General features: G+C 57.4%; 14 protein-coding genes. 13 read left to right on the top strand and 1 reads right to left on the bottom strand.

All coding sequences use genetic code 11. The features are described 5' to 3' along the window. Nucleotides 1-92: 92 nt before the first annotated feature. Entirely contained in the window at nucleotides 93-1,805 is a 1,713-nt protein-coding gene (locus tag IPJ12_09015) for a response regulator (protein ID MBK7647282.1), read from the bottom strand. A gap of 117 nt (nucleotides 1,806-1,922) precedes the next feature. On the opposite strand from IPJ12_09015, the gene mnmG reads away from it, so the two are divergent. From mnmG to IPJ12_09080, 13 genes are all read left to right on the top strand, one after another. Then, complete coding sequence (gene mnmG, locus IPJ12_09020) at nucleotides 1,923-3,854, top strand: tRNA uridine-5-carboxymethylaminomethyl(34) synthesis enzyme MnmG (GenBank protein MBK7647283.1); 1,932 nt, start codon at nucleotides 1,923-1,925, stop codon at nucleotides 3,852-3,854. After that, entirely contained in the window at nucleotides 3,851-4,468 is a 618-nt protein-coding gene (rsmG, locus tag IPJ12_09025) for a 16S rRNA (guanine(527)-N(7))-methyltransferase RsmG (protein ID MBK7647284.1), read from the top strand. Before mnmG ends, rsmG begins: the two co-directional genes overlap by 4 nt. Continuing rightward, a complete protein-coding gene (locus IPJ12_09030; GenBank protein MBK7647285.1) occupies nucleotides 4,465-5,226 on the top strand; it encodes a ParA family protein in 762 nt (253 codons plus the stop codon). The genes rsmG and IPJ12_09030 overlap by 4 nt, the downstream gene beginning before the upstream one ends. After that, entirely contained in the window at nucleotides 5,223-6,077 is an 855-nt protein-coding gene (locus IPJ12_09035; protein MBK7647286.1) for a ParB/RepB/Spo0J family partition protein, read from the top strand. The genes IPJ12_09030 and IPJ12_09035 overlap by 4 nt, the downstream gene beginning before the upstream one ends. A 119-nt stretch (nucleotides 6,078-6,196) precedes the next feature. Next, nucleotides 6,197-6,553: an ATP synthase subunit I gene (locus IPJ12_09040; protein ID MBK7647287.1), complete on the top strand. Its 357-nt coding sequence runs from the start codon at nucleotides 6,197-6,199 to the stop codon at nucleotides 6,551-6,553. Between the two features lie 16 nt (nucleotides 6,554-6,569). Beyond that, nucleotides 6,570-7,370, top strand: a complete 801-nt coding sequence (gene atpB, locus IPJ12_09045; protein ID MBK7647288.1) for a F0F1 ATP synthase subunit A — start codon at nucleotides 6,570-6,572, stop codon at nucleotides 7,368-7,370. Nucleotides 7,371-7,451: 81 nt separating this feature from the next. Beyond that, nucleotides 7,452-7,715: a F0F1 ATP synthase subunit C gene (gene atpE, locus IPJ12_09050; GenBank protein MBK7647289.1), complete on the top strand. Its 264-nt coding sequence runs from the start codon at nucleotides 7,452-7,454 to the stop codon at nucleotides 7,713-7,715. Between the two features lie 38 nt (nucleotides 7,716-7,753). Beyond that, the gene (locus IPJ12_09055; GenBank protein ID MBK7647290.1) at nucleotides 7,754-8,224 is read left to right on the top strand and encodes a F0F1 ATP synthase subunit B; all 471 of its coding nucleotides are present in this window, start codon (nucleotides 7,754-7,756) and stop codon (nucleotides 8,222-8,224) included. Between the two features lie 3 nt (nucleotides 8,225-8,227). After that, a complete protein-coding gene (locus IPJ12_09060; protein ID MBK7647291.1) occupies nucleotides 8,228-8,764 on the top strand; it encodes a F0F1 ATP synthase subunit delta in 537 nt (178 codons plus the stop codon). 9 nt (nucleotides 8,765-8,773) lie between these two features. Further along, nucleotides 8,774-10,312, top strand: a complete 1,539-nt coding sequence (locus IPJ12_09065) for a F0F1 ATP synthase subunit alpha (GenBank protein ID MBK7647292.1) — start codon at nucleotides 8,774-8,776, stop codon at nucleotides 10,310-10,312. A gap of 17 nt (nucleotides 10,313-10,329) precedes the next feature. Continuing rightward, nucleotides 10,330-11,190 (top strand): F0F1 ATP synthase subunit gamma, encoded by an 861-nt coding sequence (atpG, locus tag IPJ12_09070; GenBank protein MBK7647293.1) that lies wholly within the window; start codon nucleotides 10,330-10,332, stop codon nucleotides 11,188-11,190. A 31-nt stretch (nucleotides 11,191-11,221) separates the two neighbouring features. After that, entirely contained in the window at nucleotides 11,222-12,622 is a 1,401-nt protein-coding gene (gene atpD / locus IPJ12_09075) for a F0F1 ATP synthase subunit beta (protein ID MBK7647294.1), read from the top strand. A gap of 27 nt (nucleotides 12,623-12,649) precedes the next feature. Next, entirely contained in the window at nucleotides 12,650-13,075 is a 426-nt protein-coding gene (locus tag IPJ12_09080) for a F0F1 ATP synthase subunit epsilon (protein ID MBK7647295.1), read from the top strand. The last annotated feature ends 47 nt before the right edge of the window (nucleotides 13,076-13,122 follow it).

Below are 13,122 nucleotides of genomic sequence, written 5' to 3' on the forward strand. Positions count from 1 at the left end.
AAGCGGAGAATGTGTAATCAACGCACCGGGACGCGAAAGGATGAACCAGCGGCTCGGAAAAATGGTTTCAAAATGTTGCTGCCGGCATTACCTCAGACTTTGTCGGTGGCAATGCCGTATTTTTTGGCGACCGTCAGATACTGCTGCCGCGCCGAGGCTACCTTGGGGCTCTTCCGATCCTTGCGCTGAGCGCGCAGCAGATAATCCTGGGCGCGGGCAGCCAGTTCCTCATCCCAGCCCCGCTTGTCCATCAAGGCATAAATTGCCTTGGCGGCATTGACCAGAAACTGCAGATTTGGCACCTGCTCGGCCGCCTGGATCAACAGTTGCACGGCGCCTTCGAGATCGCCACTGCGCGCCGCCATGACACCTTTGTTATTCAGCGCAACGATTTCTTTGCCGACCTGATCAAGTAGTGCCTTGCCGGCATCCGGCTGGCCGGTTTTCTCGAAGACGCTGGTGATGTGATCAATGAGGTGCGTGTCCTCGTGATTTTCCGCCGCCACCTGCCGCATGATTCTGGCCGCATCGCCTTCCTTGCCGGTCGCGTAGCAGGCGTGGGCCAGATCGACCGCCAGGCGCTGCGAAACGTGCTTGCCTTTGGCTGCCGCCTCGGCCTCAATCGTTTTCTGCAAGGCCAGCGCCTGATCGACCAGATGTTGCGCCTTGTCCGCCGCGCCTTCGTTGTTCAGACAGAGACTTTCGGTAACCAGTGCCGCCAGTTCGGCCTGCTTGTCGCCACGCCATTCGCGCTTCATGTCAGCGGTGATCTTGCGTGATGCAGCGACATCGCCCCGCTCGACCAGCACGCGCGACAGGTTGGCAAAGTCATCGACCGTACGCAGGCTGGACCCCCTGCTGCGCTCGATCACCTTGCCGTAGGCCTTTTCGGCCGACAGCAGATCCTTGTTGCGGGCCGCCACGTCGCCCACCAAGCGCTGCCGTAGCGTGTTGTGCGGCGAGGCATCGGCGGCGCGCTGCAAGGAATGCTGGGCATCCTGCAGGCGGCCCTGAGCTTCATGCACCGAGGCCAGAAAATCGTAGGCGGAAAGATAATCGGGTGCTTCCTGCGTGACCTGTTCGGCCAGGTGTTCGGCTTCGTCCAGCGCGCCACGGTCGCGCAGGGCCACGGCCAATCCCATCTTGGCCCAGGGCACGACGCGTCCTTCGAGCACACGCCGGAAGACCTCCTCGGCTTCTCGCGTCTTGCCCAGTGTATGCAGCAACTCGCCCTTGAAGCGCATCGCATCGTAGGCAAATTGCGGTTGCTGCTGAATCACCCGATCACAGGCGACAATGGCCTCCTGCAACGCGCCGCGTTCGATATGCTGGTAAATGGAGCGCAGCACATGCTTCTTGTAGATGGCTTTGACCAGCCGTATCTGCAATTGATCGGCGGTAAACGGCTTGATCAGGTAATCGTCCGGCGCCAGCTCGGCCAGCGCCACCACATTGGTATGGCCGCGCTCACTGGTGATGATCATGTAAACCGTGGACAGCGGGATAAGGTGAGCGTGGCGCAATTCTTCGAGCAGTTGCTGGCCATCCCGGCCATCGTCCAGCACGAAATCGGAGAGGATGATATCGAAGCGATTGGCTTTGACCTGCCGCAACACCTCAGCCGAATTTCCGGCGCCGTGCACTAGGATGACCCCAAGTGCGCCGAGCATCAGACGCAAGGAATCCCGCGCCGGTGCGTGACGATCGACGATCAGCACCCTCTTTTTGGTCAGCGACTGCTGCAAAACCAGCAGCATCTCTTCATTATCTAGAGGGTTGGGGCCTTTGGCCGGGTTCGTGCTCATTGCAACAACTTACTTGAGTTCACCAGACAGGGCAAGGAAACGGCAAAAACCTGTGATATTTCAGCGCTCTGAAGTAAAATCCGCGGTCCGCCATTGCGTTGAAAAAAACCCGAACCCATGCTCTATCCCACCCGTTTCGATGTCATCGTCGTCGGCGGCGGTCACGCCGGCACCGAAGCTGCGCTTGCCGCAGCGCGGGCGGGTGCGAACACGCTGTTGCTGACGCACAACCTCGACACGCTCGGGGCGATGAGCTGCAACCCGTCGATCGGCGGCATCGGCAAGGGCCATCTGGTCCGCGAGGTCGATGCACTGGGCGGAGCGATGGCGGCGGCGACCGACGAAGCCGGCATCCAGTTTCGCATCCTGAACGCCTCGAAAGGCCCGGCCGTGCGCGCCACCCGCGCACAGGCCGACCGCGTGCTGTACAAGCAGGCTATCCGCGGTCGACTGGAAAATCAGCCCAATTTGACGATTTTCGCCGAGGCCTGCGACGACCTGATCGTTGAAGGCGAGCGCGTCGCCGGCGCGGTCACGCAACTGGGCATTCGCTTTATGGCCGATGCCGTGGTTTTGACTGCCGGCACCTTCCTCAACGGCAAGATTCACGTCGGGCTGGAGAACTACACCGGGGGCCGCATGGGCGATCCACCGTCAAATTCTCTGGCCAGCCGCCTGAAAGAACTGAACCTGCCGCAGGGCCGCCTGAAAACCGGCACGCCGCCACGCCTGGACGGTAAAACCATCGATTTTTCGGTCATGGAAGAGCAGCACTCGGATAACCCGATGCCGGTCTTCTCCTTCCTCGGCAATGCAGCCCAGCATCCGCGCCAACTGCCCTGCTGGATCACCGAAACCAACGAGAAAACCCACGACATCATCCGCAGCGGACTGGACCGCTCACCGATGTACACCGGCGTCATCGAAGGCGTCGGGCCACGCTACTGCCCGTCAATCGAAGACAAGATCCACCGCTTCGCCGACAAGAACCAGCACAACGTTTTCCTCGAACCGGAAGGCCTGACCACGCACGAGATTTACCCGAACGGCGTGTCCACCAGCCTGCCGTTCGACATCCAGCTGGCCTTGGTGCGATCGATTCGCGGTATGGAAAACTGCCACATCCTGCGTCCCGGTTACGCCATCGAATACGATTTCTACGATCCGCGCGGCCTCAAGGACACACTGGAAACGAAGGTCATCCACGGCCTGTTTTTTGCCGGTCAGATCAACGGCACGACAGGCTATGAAGAAGCCGCGGCGCAAGGCCTGCTCGCGGGCGTCAATGCCGTTCGCTATGTCCGCGGCGAATCCGGCTGGTGCCCGAAACGTAACGAAGCCTACCTGGGTGTGCTGGTTGACGACCTGATCACCCGCGGTGTTTCCGACCCCTACCGGATGTTCACCAGCCGAGCCGAATACCGCCTCAGCCTGCGCGAAGACAACGCCGATCTGCGTTTGACCGAACAAGGCCGCGAACTGGGTCTGGTCGATGACATACGCTGGGCCGCTTTCTGTGAGAAGCGCGACGCCATCGCCGCCGAGCAGGAACGCCTGAAATCGACCTGGGTCAATCCCAAGCTGACGCCAGCTGAAGACTGCATCCGCGTGCTCGGCAAGCCCATCGAACACGAATACAACCTGTTTGAACTGCTGCGCCGGCCCGAGGTCTCCTACGCAGCCCTGCTGACCCTGCCTATCAACGCGCAAGGAAACGAAGGCGAATTCCACGGTCAACCGGAAAATTCGCCCAAAATCGAAATGGACCCGGCAGTCGTCGAACAACTCGAAATCTCGGCCAAATATCAGGGTTACATCGACCGTCAGGCCGACGAAGTCGCCAAGTCCGCCAGCTACGAAAATGCCGCGCTGCCGAGCGATCTTGACTACGGCACCGTCGCCGGCCTGTCCAATGAGGTCAAACAGAAGCTCGCCCAGCACAAGCCACAGACCATCGGCCAAGCCTCGCGCGTTCAGGGCATTACCCCGGCCGCCATTTCGCTGCTGCTGATCCACCTCAAGCGCCATCATCTCAGCCAAGTCGCATGAGTCAGATCACCCTTGCCGCCGGCCTGGCCGAACTCGGATTGAATCTGCCTGAAGAAGTGCAGCACAAGCTGCTTGCCTTCCGCGACCTGCTGCTCAAGTGGAACAAGACCTACAACCTGACCGCGCTGCGCGACCCGGCTCAGGCTATCTCGCACCATCTGCTCGACTCGCTCACCATCCTGCCGCATGTCGGCGCCGGCGATCTGCTTGATGTCGGTAGCGGAGGCGGCCTACCCGGCATTCCGCTAGCCATCGCCCGGCCCGCACTCTCAGTCAGCATGGTCGACACCGTACAGAAGAAAACCACCTTTCTGCAGCAAGGCGTCATCGAACTGGCGCTCAAAAATGTTACGGTCCACCATGCCCGTGTCGAAGCAATGCAGGGGCAGTACGCCCAGATCAGCTCACGCGCCTTTGCCGAAATCGGCCTGTTCATCAGTCTTACCCGACATCTATTGGCGCCGGATGGCCGCTGGCTGGCCATGAAAGGCGTGCGCCCGGACGACGAACTCAAGGCCCTGCCAGCCGACATCACGGTGGAAGCGATCATTCCGCTCGCCGTGCCGGGACTGGAAGCAGAACGACATTTGATTATCTTGAAGGCCGGGTCATGAAAGTACTCGCTATAACTAACCAGAAAGGCGGCGTCGGCAAAACGACCACTGCGGTCAATCTGGCCGCCTCGTTGGCCGTTGAAGGCAAGCGCGTCCTCCTCATCGACATGGACCCGCAAGGCAATGCCACTACCGGCTCCGGCATCCCCAAAAAAGAAACCCTGCCCACCGTCTATCAATTGCTGATCGGCGCCGCCACGCTGCTTGAAGTCTGTATCGAGACCCCCTTCAGTTTTGACATCCTGCCCGCCAACCGCGAGCTGGCCGGTGCGGAAGTCGAACTGATCGAACTTGATCAGCGCGAATACAGGCTCAAACAAGCCCTGCAGCAAAACCACGCCGAATACGATTACGTATTGATCGACTGCCCGCCCGCACTCAACATGTTGACCGTCAATGCGCTGGTCGCTGCCGACTCCGTGCTGATCCCGATGCAATGCGAGTACTACGCGCTGGAAGGCCTGTCAGATCTCGTCGAAACGCTACGCAAGGTGCGTCACCACCTGAATTCCCGCCTCGAAATTGAAGGCCTGCTGCGCACCATGTACAACGGCCAGAGTACGCTAACCCAGCAGGTTTCCGGCGAACTCGAAAGTCACTTCGGCGACAAGGTCTACAAGACCATCGTGCCACGCAACGTACGCCTGGCTGAAGCCCCCTCCTACGGCAAGCCGGTTATCGCCTTCGACAAAAACTCCCGGGGCGCGCAGGCCTATAGCGCACTCGCCAAAGAAATCCTCGAAAGGGTCGCCCAATGATCAAGATGAAAGGACTGGGCCGCGGCCTCGACGCGCTGCTGTCCGGCAGTGACAAGCCGCAGGGTGATGAACAGCGCAATCTGCCGGTCGAACGCCTGAAACCGGGCAAATACCAGCCACGCACCCACATGGATCAGGACTCGCTGGCTGAGTTGGCCGCATCGATCAGGGCACAAGGCATCATGCAGCCAATCTTGGTCCGCGCCATTGATAGCACGCCCGGCGCTGAGCGTTACGAAATCGTCGCCGGCGAACGCCGCTGGCGCGCCGCGCAACTGGCCGGCCTGGCTGAAGTGCCCGTACTGGTGCGCAGCATTCCTGACGAACAGGCGCTGGCCATGGCGCTGATCGAGAATATCCAGCGCGAAAACCTCAATCCTCTGGAGGAAGCTCAGGGCTTGCAACGCCTGATCGACGAATTCGGACTGACCCACCAGCAAGCCGCCGATGCCGTCGGTCGCTCGCGTCCAGCTGCTTCCAATTTGCTGCGTTTATTGCAGTTGACCGCAGCAGTCCAGGAAATGCTGATGGCCGGCCAACTCGACATGGGGCATGCCCGTGCCTTGCTGCCCATTTCGAGTGGCCAGCAGGTGGGCTTGGCGCAGCGCATCATTCAGAAAGACCTGTCCGTACGTGAAACCGAGCGTCTCGTGCAGCAGATACTGAATCCGCCCAGTAAAGCTCAGGAACAACCGGTCGACCGCGACCTTCTTATATTGCAAGAGCGACTCTCTGACGGTCTGGGTGCCAACGTTGCCATCCGCTCCAATAAAAAAGGCGCCGGCAAGCTGACCATCGAATTCTCCAGCCTGGATCAACTCGACGGCCTCATTTCACGAATCAATCCATAATCAATGCCAGCAAACCTGACCTCTCATCGCTACGGGAAAACCCTCATTTTCTGCACCGTTCAAATTGACTCTTCTATAAGAGTCCATTACACTCGCGCAGATATTGAACGAGGCATGTTTTGCACCCGCAGGTAAGCTGGATACTCAGTCGCCAAGCGGCATTGACAATAGCATTAGCCGTAATGGCGATTGTGTTTGTCAACGTAAATGCGGCAGTCTCTGTTCTGATCGGGGGATCAATCGGAATTGTCGCAAATCTCGGGTATGCACTGAGAGCGTTGCGGATGAGTTCGAGCACTGACCCGGTCAAGGCATATCGGGCGCAGTCCGCAGGGGAGAGGTTCAAGTTCATGCTGACCCTCATCGGATTTGCGCTAGTGTTCTTGGGGTACAAGAATGTGGCGGTTCTACCGCTCTTTCTTGGATACGCATCAACCTTCGTCATCTACTGGATGGCACTGCTGAAGCAACGCTAGGCTGACTGGAGAAAACATGAGCGCAGAAGGCGGCACCACCGGCTATATTCAACACCACCTGACCAATCTGGCTGTCTGCGCAGACAGCGCGAAGGTCGATGGGGTTTGTACCGGTTTCTGGAGTTTCCACCTCGACACCCTGCTGGTTTCCGGCATTTTGGGTCTGGTGGTTTTCGGCCTAATGGCCATGCTGGCAAGCAAAGCCACTTCGGGCGTCCCATCGGGCGCACAAAACTTTGTCGAGATGGTAGTTGGTCTGGTCGACCAACAGGTTCGCGACACTTTCCACGGCAAGAGCGCCTTGGTTACGCCGTTGGCCATCACGATTTTCGTTTGGGTATTCGTCATGAATGCCATGGACTTGATTCCGGTTGATTTCCTGCCGTCCGCGCTACAAGCCGCCACCGGCAACCATCATTTGCCGTTCAAGTTCGTTCCGACCACCGATCCCAACCTGACCTTTGCAATGTCGATCACCGTGTTCTTTATCTCGCTGGTCATGGGCCTCAAGGTGAAGGGTTTCGGTCACTTCATGCACGAAGTTTTTGCGGTCCCGTTTGGTCTCAAACTCGCGCCAATCAACCTTCTGTTCCGTATTGTTGAAGAAATCGCCCGGCCAATTTCGCTATCACTGCGACTTTTCGGCAACATGTACGCCGGTGAAATGGTCTTCATCTTGATCGCACTGCTTGGTCTGTATCAGTTGCCGCTGGCTTTGCCTTGGGAACTCTTCCACATCCTGATCATTACCCTGCAGGCCTTCGTGTTCATGATGCTGACGATCGTGTACATGTCAATGGCAGCAGAGTCGCACTAAGTTAGTAACGCTTTTCTGTAGTTTTATTTTGTAGTCTTTCACTTTAACCACGTAACAAACCTACCTTACTGAGGAGTAAACATGGAACTCGCAACCGTTCTCTCCAACACCGCTATCGCTGTAGCCATCCTGATCGGCGCCGGCGCTCTGGGTACCGCTATTGGCTTTGGTATCCTGGGTGGCCGCTTCCTCGAAGGCGCCGCTCGCCAGCCGGAAATGATCCCCACGCTGCAAGTCAAGATGTTCATCGTCGCCGGTCTGCTCGACGCCGTGACAATGATCGGTGTTGGTATCGCTCTGTTCCTGCTCTTCGCAAATCCGTTCCTGGCTCTGTTGTCGCACTAATCCCGCGCCCCTGAAACCCTTATAACCAGGAGGTTAGCGTGAATATCAACGCTACACTGATTGGCCAGGCAATCTGGTTTGGTCTCTTCATCTGGATCACGATGAAGTACGTCTGGCCGCCGCTCCAAAAAGCGATGGCAGACCGTCAAGCACAGATCGCTGATGGCCTGGCTGCAGCAGAACGCGGCAAGCATGAGCAAGAACTTGCTGCCAAGCGTTCCGCCGATGCGCTGCGTGATGCCAAGGAGAAATCCGCGGATCTCGTCGCTCAAGCCGAAAAGCGTGCGCAGCAGATCGTCGAAGATGCCAAAGGCACCGCCAAGGTTGAGGCCGACAAGGTCGTCGCTGGCGCCAAGGCAGAAATCGATCAGGAAGTCGAACGCGCCAAACAAGATTTGCGTGAGCGTGTCGCTGAACTGGCGGTAGCCGGTGCGGAGAAGATTCTGCGCAAGGAAATCAACGCGTCCGCGCATGCTGACATGCTGGTCGCCCTGAAACAGGACCTGTAAGCAATGGCTGAATCCGTTACTATCGCCCGCCCTTACGCCGAAGCTCTGTTTCAGGCAGCCAAGGAAAGCGGCAATCTGGCCAAGTGGGCCGAGCAAGTTTCTACGCTCGCCCAGGTGGCTGCCAGTCCCGACGTCCGTACGGCTATCGGCGATCCCAATGTGGCGGCCCCGCAACTGGTCGACCTCTTCCGGTCTGCCTGCGGTACGGCGGTAGATACGGAGCTGGCGAACTTCATCCAGCTGCTGTCCAACAATAACCGTCTGGGATTACTGCCGGAAATCGCAAGTTTGTACGAACACTACAAGCGCGCAGAGGAAGGCAGCAAACAAGCCGAGATCATTTCGGCTTTCCCGATCGATGATAATCAGGTGAAAGCCCTGGTGCCCCAACTCGAAGCCGTCTTCAAGACCAAGCTCGAAACATCCGTGTCAGTAGATTCGACATTGATTGGCGGTATCAAGGTAATCGTTGGCGACCAGATGCTGGATGCTTCAGTCCGCGGCAAGCTCGACGCCATGGCTACGGCGCTGAACAACTAGGAGACTTTCATGCAGTTGAATCCTTCCGAAATTTCTGAACTGATCAAGAGCAAGATCCAGAACCTGCAAGGCGCATCGGAAGTGCGTACGCAGGGCACAGTGGTATCGGTTACTGACGGTATCTGCCGCGTGCACGGCCTGCAAGACGTTATGCAGGGCGAAATGCTTGAATTCCCCGGCAATACCTTTGGTATGGCGCTCAACCTTGAGCGTGATTCCGTTGGTGCTGTGGTTCTTGGTGCATACGAACACATTTCCGAAGGCGACGTGGTCAAGACCACCGGTCGCATTCTGGAAGTTCCTGTTGGTCGGGAACTGCTTGGTCGCGTGGTTAACTCCCTCGGCCAGCCGATCGACGGCAAAGGCCCGATCAATGCAAAGCTGACCGACAAGCTGGAAAAGGTTGCACCTGGCGTTATTTGGCGTAAGTCTGTTTCCCAACCAGTTCAAACCGGCCTGAAGTGTGTGGACTCCATGGTTCCCGTCGGCCGTGGCCAACGCGAACTGATCATTGGTGACCGCCAGACCGGCAAGACTGCTGTTGCAGTCGACGCCATCATCAACCAGAAAGACAAGGGTCTTTTCTGCGTTTATGTCGCTATCGGCCAAAAGGCTTCCACCATTGCCAACGTCGTTCGCAAGCTTGAAGAGCACGGCGCCATGGCAAACACCATCGTCGTTGCCGCCCCGGCTTCCGAATCCGCTGCGCTGCAGTATCTCGCACCGTATGCTGGCTGCACGATGGGTGAATATTTCCGTGACATCGGCGAAGATGCACTGATCGTTTATGACGATTTGACCAAGCAAGCTTGGGGCTACCGTCAGGTTTCCCTGCTGCTGCGCCGTCCGCCGGGCCGTGAAGCCTATCCGGGCGACGTGTTCTATCTCCACTCCCGTCTACTGGAACGTGCTGCTCGCGTCTCCGAAGCTTGGGTCGAGAAGGTCTCGAATGGCGAAATCAAGGGCAAGACCGGTTCTTTGACCGCATTGCCAGTGATCGAAACGCAAGCTGGCGACGTTTCCGCCTTCGTTCCGACCAACGTGATTTCCATTACTGATGGCCAGATCTTCCTTGAAACCGACTTGTTCAACGCTGGTATCCGTCCTGCGATCAACGCCGGTATTTCGGTGTCCCGCGTCGGTGGTGCAGCCCAGACCAAGCTGATCAAGAAGCTCGGTGGCGGTGTCCGTCTGGCACTGGCCCAGTACCGCGAACTCGCCGCTTTTGCGCAATTTGCTTCCGACCTCGACGAAGCAACCCGCAAGCAGCTGGAACGTGGTCGTCTGGTCACCGAGCTGATGAAGCAGGCCCAGTACTCGCCGATGAGCATCTCCGAAATGGCCGTCACGCTATATGCAGCTGACAAGGGCTACTTCGATGATGTCGAAGTCAAGCGTGCCCTGGAATGCGAAAAGGCCATGATTGGTTATCTGAAAGCCAACTGTGCTGACCTCATGAACACGATGGAGTCCACAGCCGACCTGAGCGCCGACTCCGAGAAGCAACTTGCCGCTGGCATTGTTGCTTTCAAGAGCAGCTGGGCCTGATTAGCTAGGAGAATTACATGGCTAGCGGCAAGGAAATTCGCAACAAGATCAAGAGCGTCGAAAACACGCGCAAGATCACCAAGGCCATGGAGATGGTGGCCGCATCCAAAATGCGCAAGGCGCAGGACCGGATGCGGGCTGCCCGTCCCTATGGCGAGAAGATCCGGCGCGTAGCAGGTAACCTGTCTCATGCTCTGACCGAATACCGCCACCCTTTTCTGGTGAATCGTGAACAAGCCGCTGTCGGCATGATTCTGATCACTTCTGACAAGGGTCTGTGCGGCGGTCTGAACTCCAACCTTCTTCGTCTCGCTATAACAAAGATGAAGGACTTCGAGTCCAAGGGCAATAAAATTCAGGCAACCTGTATCGGCAACAAAGGTCTCGGTTTCATGCAACGTGCTGGCGCGAAAGTTGTGTCGCACGTAACCGGATTGGGTGATACACCTCATCTGGAAAAGCTGATCGGCCCGGTCAAGGTTCAACTTGATTCCTACATGAAGGGCGAGATTGACGCGCTGTATATTGGCTACACTCGCTTCATCAACACGATGAAGCAGGAGCCGGTGTTTGAACAGCTGCTTCCGCTCTCCAGCGATACGGTCGGTACTGCGTCGCACAAATGGGATTACGTCTACGAACCCGATGCCAAGGCTGTGATTGATGATCTGCTGATTCGTTATGTCGAAGCATTGATTTATCAGGCTGTTGCTGAAAACATGGCCTCCGAGCAGTCCGCCCGGATGGTTGCCATGAAATCGGCATCGGATAATGCCAAGACCGTTATCGGCGATTTGAAGCTGGTTTACAACAAGGCCCGTCAGGCTGCGATTACCAAAGAACTTTCGGAAATCGTCAGCGGCGCCGCCGCGGTGTGACGCGTAGATTTTTATTTTTGGGGATTTGAATATGAGTCAAGGTTCAATCGTTCAGTGTATCGGCGCTGTGGTGGACATCCACTTCCCGCGCGAAGCGATGCCAAAGGTCTACGACGCCCTCAAGCTGGATGCTGCTGAAGCAAACGGCATGGCGGAAGATGGCCTGACCTTCGAAGTACAACAACAGCTCGGTGACGGTGTCGTTCGTACCATCGCCATGGGCTCCTCCGACGGTCTGCGTCGCGGCATGAAAGTGAACAACACCGGCGCCGGCATTTCCGTGCCCGTCGGTATGGGCACCTTGGGCCGTATCATGGACGTGTTGGGTCGCCCGATCGACGAAGCTGGTCCTATTGACAGCGACGAACTGCGTGAAATTCACGCAGCCGCACCGAAGTTTGACGAACTCTCGTCATCCGTCGACCTGCTGGAAACCGGAATCAAGGTTATTGACCTGATCTGCCCGTTCGCCAAGGGCGGCAAGGTGGGTCTGTTCGGTGGCGCCGGCGTTGGCAAGACCGTCAACATGATGGAATTGATCAACAACATCGCCAAACAGCACGCCGGCTTGTCCGTATTTGCTGGTGTCGGTGAGCGTACCCGTGAAGGTAACGACTTCTATCACGAAATGAAGGACTCCAACGTTCTCGACAAGGTCGCGATGGTGTTCGGTCAAATGAACGAGCCACCGGGTAACCGTCTGCGCGTTGCGCTGACCGGCCTGACCATGGCCGAGCGTTTCCGTGATGATGGTCGTGACATTCTGTTCTTCGTCGACAACATTTATCGCTACACGCTGGCTGGTACGGAAGTCTCCGCACTGCTCGGCCGAATGCCTTCAGCCGTGGGCTATCAGCCGACGCTGGCTGAAGAAATGGGCCGTCTGCAAGAGCGCATCACCTCCACCAAGGTTGGCTCGATCACCTCCATCCAGGCCGTCTATGTGCCTGCCGATGACTTGACCGACCCGTCTCCGGCCACCACCTTCCTGCACTTGGACTCCACGGTTGTGTTGTCGCGTGATATCGCCTCACTGGGTATCTACCCGGCTGTCGATCCGCTCGACTCCACCTCCCGTCAGCTCGACCCGCAGGTTGTTGGTGAAGAACATTACGCCGTTGCTCGTGCTGTGCAGATGAATCTGCAGCGCTACAAGGAACTGCGTGACATCATCGCGATTCTGGGTATGGACGAACTGTCTCCGGAAGACAAGCTGGCGGTGTCTCGCGCTCGTAAGATTCAGCGTTTCCTGTCCCAGCCGTTCCACGTGGCTGAAGTCTTCACCGGTTCGCCGGGCAAGTTCGTTTCCCTCAAGGAGACGATCAAGGGCTTCAAGGGTATTTGTGCTGGCGAATATGATCATCTGCCGGAACAAGCCTTTTACATGGTGGGCGGTATCGAGGAAGTCCTCGAAAAGGCCAAGACGCTGTAATCATTCGCGTCTGCAAAGGAGCTAGTAATGGCTATGACTGTTCATTGTGATGTCGTCAGCGCTGAGGAATCAATCTTCTCAGGACTGGTAGAGATCGCAGTATTCCCCGGCGAAGCCGGGGAGCTTGGCATTTTGCCGCGTCACACACCGTTGTTAACTCGCATCAAGCCCGGCACAATTCGTTTGAAGGTGCCGGATCAAAGCGAGTTTGAACTGGTGTATGTTTCCGGTGGAATGCTGGAAGTCCAGCCCGACATGATTACCGTGTTGGCTGATACGGCGATTCGTGCGCATGATCTGGACGAAGCCAAAGCACTGGAAGCCAAGAAGCGTGCCGAAGAGGCTCTCGCCAATCGGAATGCCGAAATGGATTACGCCGCTGCGGAAGCAGAGTTGGCGCAAGCCGTTGCCCAGTTGCAAGCGATTCAACGTCTGCGCAAGCATACTCACTGATTCCGGAATTCGGGAACAAAAAAAGGCAGCTTCGGCTGCTTTTTTTG

The sequence above is a fragment of the Betaproteobacteria bacterium genome, from assembly GCA_016709965.1.
GTDB lineage: Bacteria > Pseudomonadota > Gammaproteobacteria > Burkholderiales > Rhodocyclaceae > Azonexus > Azonexus amarohabitans.